12 protein-coding genes, 1 tRNA gene and 1 riboswitch are annotated in these 22,577 nt (G+C 45.7%); of the genes, 7 read left to right on the forward strand and 6 right to left on the reverse strand.

What is annotated here, in order from left to right; genetic code table 11:
- Positions 1-90: 90 nt before the first annotated feature.
- From MKX34_RS02330 to MKX34_RS02345, 4 genes are all read left to right on the forward strand, one after another.
- Positions 91-2,001 carry a sensor histidine kinase gene (locus MKX34_RS02330; RefSeq protein ID WP_081384018.1) on the forward strand — a complete coding sequence of 637 codons (1,911 nt, stop codon included), beginning with the start codon at positions 91-93 and terminating at the stop codon, positions 1,999-2,001.
- Positions 1,998-3,557, forward strand: a complete 1,560-nt coding sequence (locus MKX34_RS02335) for a response regulator (RefSeq protein ID WP_076297298.1) — start codon at positions 1,998-2,000, stop codon at positions 3,555-3,557. Before MKX34_RS02330 ends, MKX34_RS02335 begins: the two co-directional genes overlap by 4 nt.
- A 73-nt stretch (positions 3,558-3,630) precedes the next feature.
- Positions 3,631-4,434: an AAC(3) family N-acetyltransferase gene (locus MKX34_RS02340; protein WP_038568488.1), complete on the forward strand. Its 804-nt coding sequence runs from the start codon at positions 3,631-3,633 to the stop codon at positions 4,432-4,434.
- Between the two features lie 37 nt (positions 4,435-4,471).
- Entirely contained in the window at positions 4,472-5,110 is a 639-nt protein-coding gene (locus tag MKX34_RS02345) for a histidine phosphatase family protein (RefSeq protein WP_076103855.1), read from the forward strand.
- Between the two features lie 105 nt (positions 5,111-5,215).
- Here MKX34_RS02345 and MKX34_RS02350 read toward each other — a convergent pair whose 3' ends face one another.
- Positions 5,216-11,506, reverse strand: coding sequence for a 5'-nucleotidase C-terminal domain-containing protein (locus tag MKX34_RS02350; protein ID WP_076297299.1), 6,291 nt, complete (start codon positions 11,504-11,506; stop codon positions 5,216-5,218).
- 418 nt (positions 11,507-11,924) lie between these two features.
- A complete protein-coding gene (gene serS / locus MKX34_RS02355) occupies positions 11,925-13,211 on the reverse strand; it encodes a serine--tRNA ligase (RefSeq protein ID WP_076101338.1) in 1,287 nt (428 codons plus the stop codon).
- Positions 13,212-13,612: 401 nt separating this feature from the next.
- Here serS and ssuE point away from each other — a divergent pair, with 401 nt between their 5' ends.
- A complete protein-coding gene (ssuE, locus tag MKX34_RS02360; protein WP_076103859.1) occupies positions 13,613-14,161 on the forward strand; it encodes an NADPH-dependent FMN reductase in 549 nt (182 codons plus the stop codon).
- A 181-nt stretch (positions 14,162-14,342) separates the two neighbouring features.
- Here ssuE and MKX34_RS02365 read toward each other — a convergent pair whose 3' ends face one another.
- From MKX34_RS02365 to MKX34_RS02380, 4 genes are all read right to left on the reverse strand, one after another.
- Entirely contained in the window at positions 14,343-15,374 is a 1,032-nt protein-coding gene (locus MKX34_RS02365) for a ribonucleotide-diphosphate reductase subunit beta (protein WP_036682584.1), read from the reverse strand.
- Between the two features lie 285 nt (positions 15,375-15,659).
- Positions 15,660-17,993, reverse strand: coding sequence for a ribonucleoside-diphosphate reductase subunit alpha (locus tag MKX34_RS02370; protein ID WP_036682582.1), 2,334 nt, complete (start codon positions 17,991-17,993; stop codon positions 15,660-15,662).
- Positions 17,994-18,048: 55 nt separating this feature from the next.
- The gene (nrdG, locus tag MKX34_RS02375; RefSeq protein WP_036682580.1) at positions 18,049-18,564 is read right to left on the reverse strand and encodes an anaerobic ribonucleoside-triphosphate reductase activating protein; all 516 of its coding nucleotides are present in this window, start codon (positions 18,562-18,564) and stop codon (positions 18,049-18,051) included.
- The gene (locus MKX34_RS02380; protein WP_036682578.1) at positions 18,561-20,546 is read right to left on the reverse strand and encodes an anaerobic ribonucleoside triphosphate reductase; all 1,986 of its coding nucleotides are present in this window, start codon (positions 20,544-20,546) and stop codon (positions 18,561-18,563) included. Before MKX34_RS02380 ends, nrdG begins: the two co-directional genes overlap by 4 nt.
- A gap of 241 nt (positions 20,547-20,787) precedes the next feature.
- A riboswitch (cobalamin riboswitch) is annotated at positions 20,788-21,023 on the reverse strand.
- A 378-nt stretch (positions 21,024-21,401) separates the two neighbouring features.
- On the opposite strand from MKX34_RS02380, the gene MKX34_RS02385 reads away from it, so the two are divergent.
- Together MKX34_RS02385 and MKX34_RS02390 are read left to right on the forward strand one after the other, a co-directional pair.
- Complete coding sequence (locus tag MKX34_RS02385) at positions 21,402-21,710, forward strand: MTH1187 family thiamine-binding protein (RefSeq protein WP_036682575.1); 309 nt, start codon at positions 21,402-21,404, stop codon at positions 21,708-21,710.
- Positions 21,711-21,804: 94 nt separating this feature from the next.
- Positions 21,805-21,876 (forward strand) — tRNA-Thr (locus MKX34_RS02390).
- Positions 21,877-22,577 lie beyond the last annotated feature (701 nt).

The following is a 22,577-nucleotide window of genomic DNA, read 5'->3' on the forward strand; positions in this document are numbered from 1 at the left end:
GCGGGCTTTTGGGTTATTTTCGAATTATAATAAGGAATAGTTATTAAGTATTTGAATATTCACTATTTTAGCGAGGTGGACAGGACAGAAGTGTATAAAGTGAATAGGCGAGATCGAATCAGAGCATTATGGCATTCTTTTAGTTATTGGTGGGGGCGGAGATCTCTTCAGAGCCGTTTAATTGCAGCTTATGTTTTTATTGTTTTAGGCCCGTGTATGCTGGTTTCTGTCTATTCCTATAAAGCCATTAATAATACCTATCTCCGCGATGCCGTCGAGAAAAATGATTATTTGTCGCAAATGGAGAAGCTGCACATTCATAATCAGATTGAGGCGATGGAACGGGCGGCACAAATGGCTTATTCTGATGCCGAAGTAGAAAAATTCTTAGCGAATGAAACCGAGCCGCAGCTAGTAGATTTGGTTGATTTTAATACAAATGCCTATGTGAATATGACTCGTATTCAATTTAATAATCCGAATATTGAGCATTTACGGCTGTATTCGAGAAGCAATAAGGTGCATGAAATTTGGCCGATTATCTTTCGCGAAGAGCGAGTTTCTTCCACCCCATGGTTTCAGAAAGCGCTTCAATTGAAGGGGCAGGAATACTGGTCTTTTCAGAAAAGTGATCCGGATTTGATGCAGAGATACTTGGGAGCACCGACGGAGAGTCTGCCAAAGGTTTCTTTGCTGCGTGAGAAGAGTCGGCCAGCAGACAATCATATCGGCATGGTGCAGGTGGATATGCTGCTGAGTCGGTTTACACCCAAGACGTATACAGATGTACGGGATAATCAGACCCAGATGTTCCTTGTGGATAGTGAGCTGCAGCTTTTCACCAGGCCGGACAATTCTTTTTTGCAGGATAATCTAGAGATGGCTGATATGATTGCAGAACGGTATAAGCAGTTCCGGGAAACTGGCGAATGGGACAGTAATTACTCGGAGAATGGTAAATCGTTTTTGTTAATTAACACTCCGCTAGAACGAATTGATGCTTATTTGTTAAATGTAGTGTCAATGGAGGGAGTGATGAAGGATATCTCCCGCACGCGCAACTTAATTATTGGAGCCAATGTTGGTTTTATTACTTTACTAACGCTGATCGCTTATGTGACAAATGCCTTTATTCTAAAAAATCTACGTAGATTGACCGAAACAATGAAAAAAGTGCGCAGAGGTGAAGCGTACACTGGAATAATGATTCGTGGTGGAGGGGAAGTCGGGGAGCTTGCCCATCATTTCTCCAAGCTGATGAATACCATCAATACGTTGGTGGCTCAGGCAGTGAGCAAGCAGGCGTTGTCTAAAGAGGCTGAGCTGCGTACGCTGCATAACCAGATTGACGCACATTTTTTGTATAATACGCTGGAAAATATAAAAATGCTGGCTGAAATTGAGAACCAGCGAACGATCTCGGACGCACTGACCTCGCTGGGTGGGATGATGCGCTATAATTTTAAATGGTCCGGAGAGTATGTGAAGCTGCGGGATGAAGTCCGCCACATTGAAAATTACATTGAAGTGATGAATATTCGTTTTGAATATCCGGTTAAGTTAGTGCTTCATATTGAACCTCGATATTTGGAGCTGGAGGTGCTGAAAATGTCACTACAGCCTATTGTAGAGAACAGTGTTAAGCATGCTTGGTGCGACGGGAAAGAGAATTTACAGGACCCGAACATTCATATTCATATTTCGGAAACGGAAGGTGATATTTGTATAGAGCTTCGTGATAATGGCATCGGCTTAACTCCAGAGCGTTTGGTTGCTTTGAACGAGGCGATTTATGCGAAAGATGAGCGCTGTGAGAGTGCCTCAGAACAGAGAGATGTTGACCGCCGAACAGGTGGTATTGGACTGAGAAATGTACATCAACGACTGCAAATCTTTTATGGTGATGAATATGGGCTTGTAGTACAGAGTGAAGCAGGGAGTTGGACGATGGTACGTCTGACCTTGCCGAAAGTTCTTTTGACAGGAGAAAAACAACTATGAAGAAGCTACTGATCATTGATGATGAAAAGAATATCCGTTACGGTCTCAAGACTATGATAGAAAGAGAATTTCCGTCCGTGTATACCATCACAATGGCGAGTAATGGCGCAGAGGGTTTCGAGATATTTAAGACCGAAGGTGCAGATATTATTATTACAGATATACGTATGCCAGTGATGGATGGAATTACGCTGTTGGAGCAGATATCTAAGGTAACAAGTGGTGAGAAAAGCCCGGCAGTGCTGATCTTAAGCGGGTATGATGATTTCGAATATGCCAAAAGCGCGATTCGTTATCGCGTAAAGGATTACTTGCTGAAGCCGATTCGCCGAGATGAGTTGTTCGAAATTTTGAAGAATATCGATAAGGAACAGGAAGAACAGGATCTCAGCGCAAGGCAGCTGGAACAGGAAACGGAACACTTCCGCAGGGAACTGCGGTCCAGTCGTTTACGGGGACTGCTAATGCAGCAGGAGGTTCCGCTGGAGCGTGAGCAGCAAGAGTGGCTAAGTGATCTGCAAGCACCTTTTACAGTTGGTGTGTTGAATTACTATTACAATGACGGAACAAAAATGAAGTCGGGGGATGTTCAGGGACTGGCGGAACGATTGATCGGACCGCTTGAAAAGTTTTTCTCGGAAATCACAACGGATTGGGATGGCAAATTAGTCTTGATCGGGAGTAGAAAACAGGATTTTATGGAGCTGTCCAGACAAGCTGAAGCTAAGGAAATAAAGGGATTATCGATTGGGATTAGCAGCGAAGGAGGAAGTCTTGAGGACCTCCGTTCCTGTTATAAGGAAGCATGCCGGGCACTGCAATATACTTTTTTATATCCGCAAGTGAGTTTATTGGATTATGGGGATGTTGGCCAGGGACGGTCTAACTTTCCGTTACCTAAGGAGGAGCTTCGCAAGCTGCTCAATATGCTGGGAACAGAACGCGAGAAGGAGATGAAGCATCTTCTATCTGTGATTTTTCAAACTGAGCATTTGAAGGAACTGGACCTAGCTTATCTGGAGTCCGTGGGACAGAATGTAAACGAGCTGGTGTTGGATGAAGTGTTTCGGGTGCATGGCGAAGCCTCGGTAGAGGTATTGAAGCTGTATCGTACGGTAGGCAATATGTACAACTATCGTCATTTCCACGAATATTATCGTGCGCTGGAGAACTTACTCTTGAGTGTGAATGAATACATTGTAGGTGTAAGGTCTGCGCATACCGAGCATGCGGATATGGAAGAGGCACTGAGCTATATTGAAGCCAACTACGCCCGTCCACTGAATATGGCTATGGTCAGCAATCATGTATCCTTGAATTATTCTTATTTTAGCGAAGCCTTTAAGGCATATACCGGTGAGAATTTTGTTATTTATTTAAAAAAGGTCCGTATCCGTCACGCTAAAGAGCTATTGGCAAAAGGCTGCAGTAAGCTCGCAACAGTCTCAGAAGAGGTAGGCTTCGAGAACAGTAAACAATTTGCCCGTGTTTTTAAAGAGCTGGAGGGGATTTCCCCAGGTGATTATAGAGCGAAAATAGTATCCGAAGAGTGTTGAGGCTATTGAAGATGCATTTAGAAGCGGCCCTCCTATATAATGGATTTGAGAAGATTCATTGGAGGAATGAAGGGTGGAAGAAATACAAGGCAATTTGATTACGGTTCAGACATTAGCAGCGGATTTTCGTCGACTGGGCGTTAAGGCGGGCATGACGATTTTATTGCATTCTTCTTTTAAATCGTTAGGCCAATGGGTAGCCGGGGGCCCGGTCGCTGTTATTTTGGCATTGGAGGAGGTCCTCGGAGAATCTGGCACGCTGGTAATGCCTACTCATTCAAGTGACCTGACTGATCCCGCAGGCTGGAGCAACCCACCGGTGCCGGAGGCGTGGTGGCAGAGTATCCGCGAGCAGATGCCGCCTTATGATCCAGACCTGACCCAGCTTAGAGGAATGGGGGTTATTCCGGACTGCTTCCGTAAACAAAACGGAGTAAAACGCAGTGACCATCCGATACATTCGTTTGCCGCTTGGGGCAAGCATAGAGATGAAATTATGTATGGTCATGCGCTTGAAATGGGCCTGGGGGAAGATTCTCCGCTGGCTCGTATTTACGATCTGGGCGGACATGTACTGTTGCTGGGTGTAGGCAATCTTAATAATACTTCCCTGCATCTTGCCGAATGCCGCGCATCTTATGCTGGCAAGAAGGAAACCCTTGGCGGGGCGCCCATCATGGTGGATGGAGTTAGACAGTGGGTTGAATTTAAGGAACTGGATTGGGATTCTGACGATTTCGTTCAGCTGGCAGATCAGTTTGGACAAGAGACGGGACTTATTACATATGGACAGGTTGCTTCCGCAACCGCTCAATTGATTCCGCAACGGGAAATCGTAGATTATGCAGTGAACTGGATGGAACAGAACAGGAAGTAAAACTCATTGGATAGGGGAAACGGAAGGAGAAGCTGGCATGAGTACAACAACGATATTTTTAACCCGGCATGGTCAAACGGAATGGAACGTGCAGCATCGGATGCAGGGACATATGGATTCTGAACTGACGGCTCTTGGTGTGCAACAGGCAGAATGGCTGAGCCGGGGAATGCGCACTGAACAGCTGGATGTCATCTATGCAAGCCCCAGCCCAAGGGCGCTGCGCACAGCTGAGATTATTCGTGGAGAGCGGAGTACTCCGCTTAAGACCTCTGAGGCGTTCAAAGAGATTGGCATGGGTGTGTGGGAAGGCCGTGATTCTACTGAGCTGGAGAGCGAGTATTCGGAGCAGCATCGTAATTTCTGGCAAGACCCTGAGCAGTTTAAAGTGGAGGGCAGTGAGACCTTCGCAGAGGTGCAGGCACGGGCGCTGGGTAAGCTTCAGGAAATTCTCGTTAACCATCAAGGTGAGACCATTCTTATTGTCACACATACAGTAGTGATTAAGCTGTTAATGGCCTATTTTGAGGGCAGAGCGCTGCCTAAGCTCTGGGATCTGCCTTACATTTATCCGACCTGCTTATGCAGGGTTGATTTTACGGATGGTGTGCCGGAAATCCTGCTGCATGGGGATACGAGCCATTACGAAGAGAGTGAAGCTGGGATGGAATCATAACACTTCCTACAGATCAGGTTGGTTTATTAAAAAAGGCGGTTCCTCGGGTGCATTACGCACTCGGGAAACCGCCTTTTTGTCTTCAGAGCTGGAGATCAGCTTTTGCTAGTTGATAAATTGGAGAGATTTCAATGTCTTCTCCAGCATCGTAACCGCTTCGGCACGAGTTGCCAGCTTCTGTGGAGCAAAGGAACCGTCTGTTGCTCCTTGGATAATTCCCTCAGCAGCGATTTCTGCTACTGCTGCTTGAGACCAAGCAGGAATGCTTGCTGCGTCACTGAATTTAGCCAGTGCCGCAGGATCGGCATTTAAGGTTTTACCTGTGTACTTGATGGCTTTCGCTAATACCGAGGCCATTTCCTGGCGAGTGATTGGGCTACCCGGCTTAAAGCTGCCATCGGTATAACCGGAAATCAAACCGGCTTCTGCTGCGGTGCGTATAGCATCAGCATACCAAGCACTTGAGTTTACATCTTTAAATGTGGTCTCACCATTACCTGTCGCAAGTCCCAGAGAACGCGTAATTAATGTGGCGAACTCAGCACGTGTGATCGACTGTGAAGGAGAGAACGTATCGTTGCTTGTTCCGCTGACAATTAGTTTGGTAGCTAATAGATCAATGGATGATTTAGCCCAGTGTCCGTTAATATCTGCGAACGTTTTGGAAGACTTAACAACGGTGTAGTAGCTGTTGCTGTTCCGTTTAATCGTAACGTCCGTTGTTCCATCTGTTTTAGGAACAAAGATAGCAGGCACGAAGGAGATCTTACCTGAAGCAGGATCGAAGACCACTGCCGTTGCGTTATTTGAATTTAAGGAAGTAGGTACATTGATCGTCCGATTAACATAAGTACTGCCGAAATTGTTCAGCGGCACACTCTTACTTCCGGCTTGCGCTGAAACGCTGAATTCGATTACTGGAGCAGCTAAAGTAGCATTACCTAGCTGTGATGCGATAGCTTGGTTTGTGCTGCTTAGTGTTCCCGAATTCGCTAGTAGAATAGATACCGTAATTGTAAAGTCGCTGGTGCCTAATTGAGCGGCAAGTGCTGCGCTGTTTACAACACGGAGTGGCAAGGAATAAGAAGCGCCATCAGTAGTAAAGGTGAGAACTGTGTTAGGCTGTGCTGCTGCTTGTTTTACAAGCACACTGCCTGGAAGCACTACTTGAGCGCCGCCTGTAGTAGCTTTAACCGGAATAACCAGCTCTTGGCTACCCGCTGGCAGTTCAGCAAGTTGTTTGGTTAGATCAGCAGCATTAATTGTTGTTACTTGTGCTGAAGCAATTGGTGCCGCAGTTGGAGCAACAGTTGGTGATGGTGTAGCTGTAGCGGTTGGTACTGTTGGAGCCGATGTTGGTACTGATGTAGGCACTGAAGTTGGATCTGGTGTTGGTACTGGTGTTGGGTCTGGTGTCGGAGTTGGATTTGTCTCCGGCAGTGGTGCACCTTTTAGATCAACAATCCGGCCCTCAACGGCGGAAGTGTTCGCAGTGACCGTTCCAACCTTCTGCAGATACTTCGTAAATACATCAAAGTCCGGTAGGTACAGCAGATTCACGCGACCTTCTTTATAGGCCTTTTCAAGTGAAGTATAGAAATCTCCACCCTTAGCTGTGAAAGCATTCGTAGCTACTTCGTAGGATGCGTTCAGATCCAGAGGGACGTATTTATCCCCGTTTTTCACTTCAATACGCAGTACACGTTCGTTCACAGGTTTCGTAGAGTCGTAATAGAATTTCAACCCTGCAACGTGTGGGAAACGTCCGTCTGCTGCCGGCGTTTTGGAAACCCCGTTCTCCATGGCATCCTTAATTTCTTGTCCAGTCAAAGTGATCGTAACCAGATCGTTGTTGAATGGAAGTACGCCGAGTACTTCGCCTTGTGTGATCGGTCCTTCGTTGATGGATTCGCGAATACCGCCACCGTTTTGCAGGGCGATTACGGCATTAGTGCCCGCTTTTTGAGCTGCATAAAGCATGCCGTCGGCAATCAGGTTACCAAGATTGGTTTCCTTTGTGCGCACATTATCGCGAACGCCGTTTAGAACAACCTCTGAATTTCCTACTACTTCATTGGTTAGTTCTTGAATACCCGGCTTATACTCGGTATCCAGGATCTTTTTGGCCTCTGGGTCCTCTGCGATAACGTAGTTAGTGCCGTTCTTAGCATCGATGGAGATTAATTGGTCTTTCCAATCGGTCAGTACGCCATCTTGGTTAAATTTAACTTCAAGTTGTCCAAGAAAAAGCCCTTTTTCACCGGTTTGTACAATAAGTTTCGGTGCGTTAGGATCGCTGTTATCAACAACGGCTTGATTCAGTTGCGTGTGGCTGTGCCCCCCAACGATAATATCAATGCCGTTAACAGCTTTGGCTAACTTGAGATCTTCTTCGTAGCCAAGGTGTGAGAGAACAATGATCTTGTTAACATTCTCTTTTTCAAGCATAGCGACCGTTGCTTCCGCTTTAGCGAAGGCATTCTCAAAGGTCACTTTACCTGGTGAAGCAATGTTCGCCGTGTCTTCTGTCGTCAGACCCATGATGCCGACCTGTTGGCCGTCTACTTCTTTGATCAGCGCAGGGTAGATGGTTCCAGCATTACCTGACCGGCCGATTTCATTGGTGAACATTTTGCTAAGAATATCATCCGCTGAGAAGTTCACGTTGGAGGAGACGAATGGGAACTTAGCGTTGCCGATGAATTTGGATAATACATCAGAGTCTTTATCAAATTCATGATTACCGAAAGTCATAGCATCATATTTGACCAGATTCATAAAGGCCAGATCTGCTTGACCCAGATACTTATTGAAGTAAAGTGTTCCGGAGAACACATCACCTGCGTCTACAAGAATAGGATTCTCTGTAGTCGCCTTGGCATCTTGGATTGCTGTTACACGGCGTAAGATGTTGTTTGGCGAGCTGACAGTATCTAATCCTGCATGTGTATCATTGGTGTGCAGAATGGTTAGTGGGAAGTCTTCAGCAGTATTAAAATCAATCTGTGCCAAAACCGCATCATGATCGGATACCCGGCCATTCGATGGTGAGAAGTCGGCATTTAGATGAACGACATCTACTTTAGAAGAAGCCGTTAGATTTTTACTGACAAGAATATGATCTAGCACTTGAGAGTTTCCGTCATAGGTGTACGTATACTGCTCATTTAAAGGCAATGTATCGATCAAATTGTCTAGTTCTGTACCTTTTAAGAGGGTTGCAGTTTTAGTGAATTGGAAGTCATTCAAATCACCAAGAGCTACGATGTTGGCTTTAGGATTTGCAGTCAGAACCTCTTTGACAAATCCGTTTACGACCGCCGCGATTTTATGGCGCTGTGTTTCACTGGACAATACAGGGGGCTGAACGTTTCCGAAAGGACCGGTATCGCCGCCTTTTGAATTGAAATGGTTAGCGATCACAATTACTGTTTCGCCACCGAATACGAACTGTGCAGCAAGGGGTTTACGTGAACTTGCAAAGGCAGAGTTTGTTGGATCAATTCGGCCCGGATTGTAGGTCAATTGATCTGCCGCTGCATTATATCCAACGGGTTGTGTAGCTGTACCTTTTTGTCCGCTCACACTGTCTGCAAGCTGTACTCTTGCTGGATTGTACAGGAATCCTACGCGAATGTTTCCGCCTGGGGCACCGCCATCCATATTGTTCTCCGGAGCGATGTCTGTGTATTTATATACAGGACCGCCAGCGGTTTCAATGGCTTTAATCAGTTCGGCTGCACTTGCTTCAGTGATTCCATTATTGGTTTCACCATTGCTGTCCTGCATTTCGACAACGCCGATAATGTCAGGTTTTTTCATATTGTTTGTGATGGAGTCGGCTAGTTTCTGGATTTTTGTTGCTCCGACACCGGGGTAGAAGTTTTCAATGTTATACGATGCAATCAACAACTTACTATCATTGACTTCAAGAGTAGTTGTTTCTTGCTTAAAGGTACTTGGAGTGATGGCTGGAAGCTTACCGTTTTCCGGAATCACTTTGAAGTTACCGTTGTTGTATCCGATGACACCAGTAACATCTCCAGCGAACTTATCTCCGGTGATGACTTCTTGCCCCGGATTTCCGTAAGCGATGATGAGGCGCTGAGGATTGTATTGGTTGTATTCTTTGAGAACTAATCCACCAGCTGGTGTGATGACATCAGGTGTATCATTTTCTACTCTTGTAGGGATGTTATAGAGCATAGAATTTCCGCTACCACTTGTCCAATAAGGACTGATAATCGTAGGGGTAGGGAGCTTGACTAGCATACCTTCTAACGATTCGTAGAAATCAATTGCATCTTCATTAGGCTCAAAATTAGCCATGCCGTCATTGTCAATTATGGTAGACGGAATTGCTCTCCCGCCTTTACCAAGTACAACAGGCACCGGCACAGTATAACTTGAAGAGGAGTCCACTTTTATTGAAGTCATAGTAATTTGAGTAGAGGTTAAATTACTTGCGTTACCTTCGTTGTATTCGGAAATAGCTCCACTAACTTGGACTAAATCTCCAATTTGAGGTTTAAGGGATGAATTAGTGCTGTATACAAAAATACCTTCCGAAGTGTTTACATTATCGTCTGGCTGAGGATCTTGCATAAAGAAACCTCTATAAGCGCCAGTTGCAAAGGTGTACCCGTATTGGGTAACGATGCCTTCTACATCAGAAACGTTCTGACCTGTATACTCAGAAGCATGAGATTCTCCTTGAATATCATGTATACGAGGGAGTTCAGACGCTTTATAAGCAAAGGTATAAACCTTACTTGTCTTGCCATCTGCTACGACAATTGCATTGACGGTAAGATCTTGATTAACTGTAATCGGATCTGAATAAAGTTTACTTGCTGTTGTTGGTTCAGTTCCGTTGGTCGTGTAGTAAATCTGTGCTCCAAGAGTAGGGCTGGAAAGGGTCACAGAACTTCCTTTGATGATGCGACCTGCGCCAGGGCTGGCCATAACGGAAAAAGTTTCTTCCACCAAAGCATTTTCGTTAAGTGGAATGAATTGATAAGTCGTATTATATTGCTCGATAACCCCAGTGATATTGTCAAAGGTTTTACCCTTAACTAGTTTAGGCAGGGTTGAAAAAATTGTGAATTGTTGTCCACCTTGGCTAGCAGTCACCGTGCTGCCATTTACATTGTCTATGGTCACATTATTCATAGTTACCAGCTGAGCTTCGTGGCTTTCGCCGTTCGCGGCAGACAAGTCGGTTGCGGTGATCAATTTTGGTGCAGGCACCCCAACATTTTGTGCAGCTACATTGTATTGAAGTCCACTTTGGAATTTGATTTCTTGCAGATTGCTGTAGATATCCATTGTGCCGCTTACTTCAACACGATCTCCAACGTTTGCGAACTCTGGAAATCCATAAAGTACGATCCCGCCAGATTCATCCTGAATATAAATTTTTGCTGCATTAATGTGAGTTACGATACCTTCTGTTAAAATATTCTGACCTTTACTAGCAAGGCGTGCTGTTGCAACATCTGTTTTGGCCAGAATCGTGTAATCAAAAGTCGATACAGGGCTGTCTGGCACATTTGGTTCTGAAGCATACGCTTTAATCGTAGTGTCCTCAGTTAAGGTAATAGGCCCTGTGTAAGGTTGAAAATTAGTTGAACCACCTGATCCATAAACAGCTGCGTAGACGGATGCTCCAACCGTTGGAGAATTTAAAGATATTTCTGTGCCTACCGGCCAGGCATTAGAGGCTGGTGAAGCTAATACGGAACTAGCAGTCTCCGGTAATTCAGGTAATGTACCGTAGCTGCTGTTTCGTGGACTTGGTGCTTGGACAACAAAATCCGTAGAGTTGTTATCCGTATCTAGACCGCGGCTGTCTGCCGGTGCATCAGCCGCAGCTTTACGGATAGCGGCTGTCGTATTGGAGAGAGCAGCGGTCGCAATTCCCTCGACATTTGTGGCTGTTCCGTAGCCAACTAAATCAATCGTTGTACCTGATTTATCAACGAGGTCGACTTTGCCATTTGTACCACTCATAGCAAGGATTCCCTTGCTAACATCAGGAGCAGGCAAGTCGCTAGTTCCTCCAGCTCCAGCGGCCTCCTCAATAAGGAAGTATCCATTTGCCGGGATAGTTCCATTTAAGTCTGTTCCACTACTAAAGGTTCCGGCCGCTGAGGTATACCGAACTTTCCATCCATTCAAATCTACTGGATGATTCGTAGGATTGTATAATTCAATAAAATCATTTTTAAACTCCGCTCCGCCGTTTCCACCACCACCATAGACCTGCGAGATAACAATGTTGCTATTATCCGGTGCTGCCTCGGCAGTCTGGACAGCTGGTAACACACTGCCGGCAACCATTAACATTGCCAGTCCAGTAGCGAACCATTTTCTTACTCTTGAAGAAATAATCATTTGGATAAGTCATTCTCCCCTCGAATCTTTTATTTACAACCTATTAAATCTTAGCATTCAAATGTAAAATGAAAGGTTGTCTTACATGAATATAAATTAAAGTTTGCATCAATTAAATCTAAAAATTGAAATGTTGTGATTTTAGTATAAAAACAGTGCATAAATACAATATTAATAATAAATCTAGTATTTTTATGGTTAATAGATCACCAACATGTTAATTGCATGTTATGTATATTGTTGAATTCAGTATGGATTACGACAAATTTATTCTAGAGTTTTGTTAATTTTTACATAGGGAAAACAATAGAGATTAAAATTATATTGAATGTATCGGAACAAAAATAATGCCCCTCCAGCTTCTTATCGAGAAGTGGAAGGGCATTATTAATTTAAAATCTATTTGGACAACACAGTATTACTGGTGCGGAAGCTCAAGCCGTTCAATTCCATCCATATATTTACGCAGTGCCTGCGGAATGTAAATGGATCCATCCTCCAGTTGATGATTCTCCAGCAGCGGAATTAGGATCCTTGGTGTAGCCACTGCGGTGTTATTTAAGGTGTGGCAGTATTGCAGCTTACCGTCTGTATCCCGGTAACGAATGCCCGAGCGACGAGCCTGGAAATCGAGCAGGTTGGAAGCCGAGTGTGTCTCTCCGTAGGCATCTCTGCTTGGCATCCAAGTCTCGATGTCATACTGCTTATGTGTCTTCAGGGACATATCTCCTGTGCAGACAGCCATGATCCGATAGGGGAGTTCCAAGAGCTGTAGAATATGCTCTGCATTCGCAAGAATTTCCTGCAGCATGCCCTCCGACACGCCCTCATCATTCCGACATACGATAACTTGTTCAATTTTTGAGAATTGATGAACACGGTACAGGCCACGCACGTCCCGTCCCGCCGATCCTACCTCACGGCGGAAGCAGGCCGACATTCCGGCGAGCCGCATTGGCGAATCCAGTTCGACAATCTCATCGCTATACAGCGAAACAAGCGACACCTCCGATGTGCCTACCAGCCAGCGATTGTCTCCGTTTAGCTCATAGGTCTGATCCATCCCGCCGGGGAAGAAGCCCGTACGTTCCAGCGCTTCCGGACGGACGATCACGGGAACATCCATCACCGTGAAGCCGCGGGCAGTCAGTACATCAATGGCCAGCCGCTGTACAGCCAGATGTAACAACAAGCCTGCACCCTTCAGCACATAGCTGCGTGGACCGCCTGCTTTGACGCCACGGGGGATATCGATGATATTGTGGAGCTCGCCTAGCTCCACATGATCACGCGGTTTAAAGCCGAATTCCGGCAACGTTCCGGTTCGTCGTAGTTCTACATTATCTTTATCATCATGACCGATCGGTGTATCCTGCGATACAGGGTTTGGTGCGAGCAGCATGAGTTCTCCACAGCGCCGGTCTGCTTCAGTTAGATCTGCCTCATAGAGATTCAGGCGGTTGTTCAGTTCTCTTACTTGTTCTTTAACTGCTTCTCCTGCCACGCTGTCACCCTGTCGTAAAAGTCGTTCAACCTCTTTGGTCAGGCCGTTACGCTGGGCTCTCAACTGTTCCGTATCTTGGCGCAATTCGCGCCGTTTCTCATCCCATTCCAGCAGTTCATCCAGTGGGAAGTCGACTCTTTTCCAAGCCGTAATGTTTCTTACAAGTTCCTGATTGTCTTTGATCCAGTTCATATCCAGCATACCGTTTCGCTCCTTTTTGGTTAAAAAAACGCAAAAAACGCCCTCATCCATGGGACGAGGAGCGTCAGCTCGCGGTGCCACCCAGGTTGATCGAATCTCCTTAACTGCAGGAACAATCCGACCCTCTTTGGTCTTCGCGGTAACGGGCGAAACCCGGTGAACTTAGGGAGTTGTTGTAGACTCCGGTCGCCGACGCCTCACGGTTGGATGCCGATCATTGGCCTGATTGTTGGATTTAATATTGTTGCTTAGTATAACTTAAGAGCGGGAGGAGCGCAAGTGGTTATGGTTTGACAAAAATATCAATTCTACGTTAGGATTAGTATTAATTTAAAGTAATTTTGTCGGGATAATAAATAAAGCAGTGTGAGCTGCTTAAGTGGGATGGAAGAGGTGGAAAAGTGGCTAAAATTGTTGTGATTAACGGAACGCCTTCCCTGGTATCGCGTATCAATGCAGCTATAGAATATGCGGAGGCCAGCTTAACCAATCGGGGCTTCGAGGTTGAGCGTATTAACGTAGCAGAACTACCCGCGGAGGATTTGATTCACACTAAGTTTGAAAGTGAGTCTATCGTCAAAGCCAATGGCCTTGTAGCGGAAGCTGATGCGGTAATCGTGGTTAGCCCGGTTTATAAAGCTTCTTATACAGGCGTGCTGAAGACCTTTTTAGATCTGGTTCCACAAAAGGGATTGGCCGGGAAAGTTGTACTCCCGCTGTTCATGGGCGGCAGTCTTGCACATCTGCTCACAATTGATTACGCATTGAAACCTGTGTTGTCCGTACTGGGCGCACGTTACATTCTTGGCGGCGTTTATGCCGTGGATTCTCAAGTGGTTCGTAATGATCACGGAGTGGTAGAGCTTGCTGAGGAGCTGAAGCTACGCCTGAACGATGCATTAGATGAGCTTGCAGAAGAAACTACACATCGTGTGGAACGCAAGGCATAAGACTAAGTAGCAAGCCTTCTGTGCTTAGTGCTAATAACAAATGTATAAGCGTCTCTTTCATCCCTGATACCAGGGGAGAGGGGCGCTTTTTGCATTATATAAGCTATAGCAAAAAGGCCATCTCACTGTGAAAGTAGAGAATGGCCTCTTTTTATATATAGGGCTCGTTATATATCCGGTCTTACAAATCGTCGAATCCGTTATCGTCGCCAACCTTACCGTAGTTGCGGGATTTGGCTTCGAAGAAGTCGGTTTTGGTAGCATTAAGCGCATCATCGGAGAATGGTTTGATCCAAGGCATACAGTTAACGTCAACACCTTGGTAAGCTTTTTCCATACCCATCAAAGTCAGACGTTTGTTCGCTGTATATTTGATGTAGTCGCTAAGCTCGTTAAGATCAATGCCACGCACGTTAGTAAGTGTGTAGTAAGCCCAGTTGGTTTCGAGCTCTACCGCGCGGTCGATGGTACGGTATACGTAATCCATGTTTTCTTTGGTGTTCAGCTCAGGGAAGTCTACGAGCAGCTGCTTAAATACTTCTGCGAAGAAGTAGCAGTGCTGATTCTCGTCACGTTGAATATAAGAGATCATTTGGCTGGTCGCCATCATCTTCTGGTCACGGGCCAGATTGTAGAAGAAGGCGAAAGTGCTGTAGAAGAAAATCCCTTCCAAGATGAGATCTGCTACCAGCGCATGGAAAAAGGTCTGTCTCGTAGGGTTATCACGGAACTCTTGATAAATATCAGAGATAAACTGATTGCGTTCCAGCAGGACAGGGTCTTTTTTCCAATATTCAAAAATTTCCTTCTGCTCACTCTCCGACACGATAGAGGATAGAACATAGGAATAGGATTGGTTATGCACCACTTCTTGCTGCCCGATAATAGCGGAGATAGCTTCCAAAGAGGAATCGGTGAAATAACGCTTCACGTCGCTCACGAACATCGTCTGCATCGAATCCAGCACAGCGAGTAGGGAGATATTAATCTTAAATACGCGTTGTTCCTCGGCATCCAGCATCGGGAATTGTTGCGCATCCTTGGACATTGGAATTTCATCCGCGATCCAGTGATTAAGCAGCAGCACCTTATACAGCTTGTACATATGAGGCATGCGAATATCGTTCCAGTTCAGAATACCTGAGCATTCACCGTCGATAATGCGTGTGGATTGATTAGGTGCTTCAGTATTAAAAATCTTTTGTAATTGCATTTCTTATCCCTCCATTTTTTGCGCGGGTAATCTTTCTTTGGTGTCTTGTTCATAGAAAGATGGTGATGGAGTAACGGAGAGGAAGTTTGGAGCTGTAGGAGCGTCAGCGTTCGCCCGAAAGCTTTCCGTAGGAAAGCTCGCATCGAAAGCATATGCTGTCATCGGATGTCATCCGCTAATAGCGGTAAAGATCAAGACATCTGATGACAACAGCGGCCGGAAGCCCAAACATTCCTCGCAGTTACGAAATTCATCATCGTTTTTCTATTCAGGGCACTAAGATAATTAGCTAGCGCAAGATTCACACTCTTCTATAGTCAAAGCACGGCTACGCACATAATAAGTTGATTTCAAGCCGCCCTTCCAGGCATTCAGATGCAGTTCCAGGAACTCGGTAGCCTTGATGTCAGGACGAACATACAGGTTAAAGCTTTGGCCTTGATCGACGTGACGCTGGCGAGCAGAAGCCATGCGGATCGACCAGTTTTGGTCAATTGTAAATGCTGTCTTATAGTACCAGATCGTTTTGTCGGACAGATCCGGTGCTGGGTTAGCGATCTTATAAGTTGTTTTCTCTTCATAGGATAGCAGTTCATACAGCGGATCAATGCTGGCGGTGGAGCCGGCAATAATCGATGTAGATCCATTTGGCGCAATGGCGAACATCCAAGCGTTACGCACGCCGTCCTTAGCTACTTCTTCTTGCAGCTCGCGCCATTGCTCAGTCGTTACATATTTACCTTCTTGCTCACCGCTAACATACCCGCGGGAAGTGAAGTATGCGCCAGTCTCCCAATCGGAGCCAGCAAATTTCGGATAACGGCCTTTTTCACGGGCGAGCTCCATGCTCGAACGAACCAACAGGTAGTTGATATGTTCATATAAATGATTGTTATATTCTACGGCTTCATCGGATTCCCAACGAATGCCCTTGAGTGCCAATAGATGATGCAGGCCGAATGTGCCAAGACCTACTGCGCGGTACTGGCTGTTCGTGTATTGTGCCTGCAGAACTTCAATATTATTAATGTCGATTACGTTATCAAGCATACGGACTTGGATCGGAACAAGTCTTTCTAATACGCCAGCTGGAATCGCCCGTGCCAAGTGAATTGAATTCAGGTTGCAGACTACGAAGTCGCCAGGGATTTTGGAAATAACGATCCGGGTCTGGCCATCTTTAGTTACTAATTCTTCTTGTTCAATTACTGTTGCAGACTGATTCTGCATAATTTCTGTGCACAGGTTGGAGGAGAAAACCATACCTTGATGACGGTTTGGGTTGGTCCGGTTCACGGTATCACGGTAGAACATGTACGGTGTACCCGTCTCTAGCTGTGATTTCATAATCCGTTTCATGATGTCGATCGCAGGAACAGTGATCCGGGATAATTCCAGGTTCGCTGTAGCTTCAGCATATTTTTCACGGAAAGTACCTTTGCCAAGCTCTTCATCGTAGAAATCTTCCAATCCTAGTGGACGGCCATTTTTATCAGTCCAGCCCATGACCTTTTTCACTTCATGAGGGCAGAAGAGGTTCCAGTGGCTGCGCGATTCTACAGCTTCCATGAACAGGTCAGGCAGGGAGACCCCGTGGAACACGTCATGTGCACGCATACGCTCGTCACCGTTGTTCAGCTTAAGATCAAGGAAAGCGAGAATATCTTTATGGAATACATCAAGATAAACAGCTACAGCACCCTTACGTGTGCCCAGCTGGTCTACGCTGACTGCTGTATTGTTCAACTGGCGAATCCAAGGGATTACGCCGGAGCTTGTGTTCTTGTGGCCACGGATATCCGAACCACGTGCCCGTACTTTTCCAAGGTAAACGCCGATGCCGCCACCCATTTTGCTTAGACGTGCTACGTCTGTATTGGAGTCAAAGATACCCTCTAGGGAATCGTCTACAGTATCAATAAAGCAGCTGGATAGCTGTCCAGCGACCTTTTTGCCGGCATTAGACATTGTAGGTGTAGCAGCAGTCATGTAGATGTTGCTCATAGCCCAATAAGCTTCTTTTACAAGCTCAAGACGTTTCTCAGCTGGCTCACGGTGCATCAGGTACATGGCAATAATCATATAACGTTCTTGTGGAAGCTCCATCACACGGCCGTCAAAATCATGCGCCAAATAACGGTCGGATAGCGTAAGCAGACCGATATAGTCAAACAAAAGGTCGCGTGTATAATCGATACACCCACCTAGTTCGATAATTTGTTCTTTGGTGTAATGACTTAGAAGTTCTTCGCGATAGATTCCTTTTTTCACGAGATCCGTAATTAGTGGATACAATTCACCGTAAGGCTCTTCTGGATAAGCTTTGTAGCGGCGATGAACAGCAGCTTTTTTATAAAGGGTTGTCAGAAGGGCGCGGGCAGCTGCGAACTTCCAGGTAGGCTCTTCTTTTGTTACAAGCTCTAGAGCGCTCATGGTGAAGGCGTTGCTGATTTCTTCTCCGCTTACCGAGTCACGACGCAGTTTGGAATTCACTCCACGCAGCAAAGTTTCTTTATTTAGTTGATCGAGACCTTCCAGAATACGGTCAGCGTAGACGGAAAGACGGTTCTCATCAAAAGCCAGTTGGCGATTATCCGGTTTTACTACGAATTGCGGCATGGTTAGTTCATCCCTTCTTATTTCAAATTAATTTTCAATATCAAAAATTGATATATTATAGCGCAGCAGGCTGCCACAGAAAGACCTCCGAGCCGTTCATGCTGGCCGGAATGTCGATAATGCGTTGGTTGGAGCTTCCCCGGTAGAGAAGCGTAGTATCTTTCAGTTCTTCTACAAATCTTCCATCTATTAACACCTGACACTGCTTAAGTAGATCCCATTCCGGCGTACCGGGAAGGGCTGTAAGTTCTTCGTACGTATAACCACTGTAAATCCAGATTGAGAAGCCTGGCAGTACAGCGCGAAGCTCATGAATGAACCCCAGCAACTCTTCTGCTGAGAAAAAAGGATCGCCGCCTGCCAGTGTCAGACCATCCAGCAAAGGGTTAGCGGCGATTTCTGCAATAATTTCATGTTGTCGTTCTAAGGTGAAGACTTCTCCATATTTAAAGTTCCATGTCTCGGGATTAAAACATCCCGGGCAACGATGGCGGCAGCCGCTGAGAAAGAGGACGGCCCGCATGCCCTCTCCCTCGTTAATCGACTCCGGATAGTAACCGCAAATATTCATAGATGCTTAACGCGATCCCGTACTTCAGCTTGTTTGGCGGCATTAAAGCGGGTCTGATAGTCGCCGGTTAAATAACCTGTAACTCTGCGCAAACGGCGGATGTGCACGTCATTCTCATGTGCGTTGCAGGAAGGACAGTTTGTCCCAATTACGCCTTCGTATCCACAGCTGGAGCAGCGGTCAATCGGATGGTTAATGCTGAAATAGCTGACCTGTTGTTCGAGCGCATATTTAATGATTTTGATAAAAGCCGATGGGTTGTTGCGGGCATTGCCGTTTAATTCGACATAAGAAATAGCCCCGGCATTGCAATATTCATGGAAAGGAGCTTCCAAGCTGATCTTCTGAGCAGCACCCAGATCGAAGTATACAGGGATGTGAAAAGAGTTCGTATAATATTCACGGTCGGTTACGCCCGGAATGGAACCCAGTACCTTGCGGTCAACTTTTGTGAATTTACCGGACAAACCTTCTGCTGGAGTTGCGAACAGAGTGATGTTGAGATCCAGTTCCTCACTTTTCCGATCGCAATAGTCCCGCATATGACGCACAATAGCCAGCGCCTTGGCATGAACTTCCATATCCTCGCCATGGTGTTTGCCGTACATAGCTTTCATACATTCCGCCATACCGATGAAGCCAAGAGACAGACTGCCATGCTTTAGCAGATCGCCTACAGTGTCATCAGGTGCAAGATGCTCGCCGCCTTCCCAGACGCCTTCTCGCATCATGAAATCGGAAGCTTTAGCTTTTTGTGCGGTTTGAATGTGGAACCGATGAAGAAGTCCTTCCAGCGCAATATCCATATAATGATTTAGATCTTCATAGAAGCCAGCTTCGTCTGCGATGGTACGTCTGCCTGTTACTGTGCCGTGTGCCAGACCTAGCCGAACCAGATTCAGTGTATTAAAGGAAAGGTTGCCCTTTCCAGAGCAATGATTACGACCAAAACGGTCACCGAGCACTCGGGTTCGGCAGCCCATTGTAGCGAACTCCGTATCAGGATCACTTGGATCATAATACTGCAAGTTGAGCGGAGCGTCCAGATTAGCGAAGTTTGGATATAGTCTGCGCGCAGAACATTCAGCCGCTTTTAGGAACAGTTCATAGTTAGGATCGCCTTGTTGTTGATTGATTCCTTGCTTGCATTTGAAGATTTGAATCGGGAACACTGGTGTTTCTCCGCTGCCAAGTCCGTTCATAGTTGCTGTTAGCAGAGAACTGATCACAAGCTGACCTTCTGGTGAAGTACAAGTACCGTAGTTGATGCTGGTAAACGGTATTTGTCCACCGGATCGGCTGGACATGGTATTCAGATTATGTACCATACTTTCAGCCGCTTGCAGGGTTTCGATTTCGGTTTCCTTTAGTGCAAAACGGAACGCTCTTGGATATAACTCCGCCAGATCGGTCCGGCTCATCGTAATCTCGCCCAAAGATTCATCAGCTTGTCCTTCTTCAAAATAATCCAGACCCTTGCGGAACAGCTTGGCGAAGGATTTGGTTACATAAGGTGCCAGATCATAGTCGAGTTTATTGGCGGATACACCACCATATTGAGCATTTTGCTGGGATTGGAAAATAATCGCTACCAGAGACATAGCAGTCATTATTGAGTTCGGAGGACGAACGCTGCCGTTGCCGGTATTGAAACCTTCACGGAGAAGTTTATCAAACGGGATAAAAATACAGTTCGTCGTTCCAATCGCGTATTGATCCAGATCATGCACATAGACGACATTGTCATCAATAGCCTGCACTAGCTGCGGCGGCATCGTAAAATTGCGGGCGTACCATTTTGAATATTCACTGCCGAACTTGCTCATTTTACCGGAGAAACTCTCTCCATTCAAATTGGCATTCTCGCGCAATAGGTCCATATCCCGACTGTCGATAATATCCCGGCCTAAATCAATGAGCTCTTCTAAAAGAACTTCCCGTGCATTTTCTACTCCATTAAATTGTCTCTCCAACAACGTCATTGTACAGCTCTCCTCTCAGTATAAAAGAAAAACATCTATCATCAAATCCATATATCCATAGGAAGTTGGACTGCCATAAGCAGTCGTATATTTGTTCTGATTACATAAAAAAAGCATCCCCTACCCGAGGATGGCAGAAAATGCCCGATGCGTTATGTAAATATCCACACGGATATTTGCAGAGGTCTCTACGTAGATGACCGCATGCGGACACCATCCCTGTTCCTCGCAGGCATCAATAGTTGGTGTCGTCGAAACAGGTAGGTCTCCTGGCTTCCGTGGGATCTCTCGGCGCCTTCCCAAGGGTGTTCCTAACCCTCAGTGGCATCTGCCGGGAGATGTGGATTCTCAAGCTTCCCAGAAGCTTAAGAAGGCCATCCGGTTACAGTGGCGGGACCGCAGCGGATTCTCACCGCGCTTCCCTATTAAGCTCTAAATCCGGTTAAGGATCAAAGCGCCTGTCTCCACTATATTTTGTTGTCGTTAGATAAAAATAACCCAAGATGTTGTGTTTGTAAACAGTTTTTTAGAAAACCCGCGCGGGGAGCGGGTTCTTTAAAAGTACTCCACAAATGATCCACAGGCTGTCCATAAGTAATCCACAATTGATCCACAGGGAGATGCGAAATGATTCATAAATTGTCCGAAAAGATGCCACAAAGAGTCCATAAATATAGTGCAGATGACCCTAGAATTTGCGCATGAGAAAATACTCTTAGCCCAAAGTCATATTTTGAAGTAATCAGAAGAAATAGAAAAGATAAGGGAGGATAATCTTGCTTAGTTTGTGACAGAGCGGTGGAATTGTTACAATGGAAGAAGATAGGTACTATAAAATTTCGAGGAGGTATTCTCATGCCTATTGCTGAAGTTACAGTTATTCCAATTGGAACAGGCAGTACCAGTCTTAGCAGCTATGTTGCGGATATGCAGCGGGTGCTGAAGACAGTAGAAGGGATTACATATGAACTTACGTCCATGGGGACGATCATCGAAGGGCCTCTGCAACGCATTTTTGCCGCGGTAGAAGCTTTGCATGAGTCTCCTTTTGCCGCAGGTGCAGAACGTGTCTCTACCTCACTTAAAATAGACGACCGCCGCGATAAACCCTCCACTAGCCGTGGAAAGTTAGAGTCTGTGGAGCGTAAGCTACAGGTGGATTAGCAGTTTAGGAGGGCGGAAAACAGGGAGAAATAGGCTTGCGTTTCTGGCTGAAAGTTGTATAATATTTTTTGTTTGACAGAAAAATCAGCCTTAAGCTGGTGTAGCTCAGGGGTAGAGCAACGCACTCGTAATGCGTAGGCCGGGGGTTCAATTCCCTTCACCAGCATCCCAAAAAACCATACGTGGCGCGGATTTCCGAGGTTTCGGGACCGCGTCATTTTTCATTAAATCCCCTGGCTTCTAACATTCTTCTAAAAGATAAGACATGGCGAAATCGCTAATGAAAACGGTATGACTAGTGGTCACTGTCGAGCAGATGGAAGGCGTGTCGCAAGCTGACAGCAATCAGAATGAAGGATGGTGGAGGAGGAGCAGCATAAGCTGCTTTTTTCTTGCGGGGGCAGATCGGTTAGATGGTAATTACTATAAAAATAAAAAAGACACCACAAGGTGTCTTAGTACAGATACTTTTCGCTCGAATTTCACGAGCTCGTCAGTGAACTGAGTTCATAAGCAAGACTGGCTACGGCTAACAGATGAAGAGATAAAGTAATATCAATGTTAAAATGTGCGGTAATATTAATTTTCATAGATAACCACGCTCCTAAAGTATAAATACACATAAAGAAAACTTTATAAAGCGCTTGGCCTGCCATCATCAGTGCCAGGTAGCCATCCTGTACAGACGCCTTAGCGTTTCGACAGTAACATTATACTTAATATTTTGTGTTTTGCAAACCAAAGCCCCCTTAAGACTGAAATAATGAGCAATGTGACAATTATGTCATTCTGAATTGAATATTGTTAGGTTAATCGATGGGGAAGTTTACGTGTCTCCCTTATACTGGAAATTAAATGATTTTATTT

This window comes from Paenibacillus sp. FSL R5-0636, assembly GCF_037974255.1.
GTDB lineage: Bacteria > Bacillota > Bacilli > Paenibacillales > Paenibacillaceae > Paenibacillus_AQ > Paenibacillus_AQ odorifer.

Coding starts and splice junctions, on each gene's coding strand:
- MKX34_RS02335 (WP_076297298.1), top strand. CDS start 1,998: ATGAAGAAGCTACTGATCATTGATGATGAAAAGAATATCCGTTACGGT.
- MKX34_RS02345 (WP_076103855.1), top strand. CDS start 4,472: ATGAGTACAACAACGATATTTTTAACCCGGCATGGTCAAACGGAATGG.
- MKX34_RS02350 (WP_076297299.1), bottom strand. CDS start 11,506: ATGATTATTTCTTCAAGAGTAAGAAAATGGTTCGCTACTGGACTGGCA.
- serS (WP_076101338.1), bottom strand. CDS start 13,211: ATGCTGGATATGAACTGGATCAAAGACAATCAGGAACTTGTAAGAAAC.
- MKX34_RS02365 (WP_036682584.1), bottom strand. CDS start 15,374: ATGCAATTACAAAAGATTTTTAATACTGAAGCACCTAATCAATCCACA.
- MKX34_RS02370 (WP_036682582.1), bottom strand. CDS start 17,993: ATGCCGCAATTCGTAGTAAAACCGGATAATCGCCAACTGGCTTTTGAT.
- nrdG (WP_036682580.1), bottom strand. CDS start 18,564: ATGAATATTTGCGGTTACTATCCGGAGTCGATTAACGAGGGAGAGGGC.
- MKX34_RS02380 (WP_036682578.1), bottom strand. CDS start 20,546: ATGACGTTGTTGGAGAGACAATTTAATGGAGTAGAAAATGCACGGGAA.
- MKX34_RS02385 (WP_036682575.1), top strand. CDS start 21,402: ATGCCTATTGCTGAAGTTACAGTTATTCCAATTGGAACAGGCAGTACC.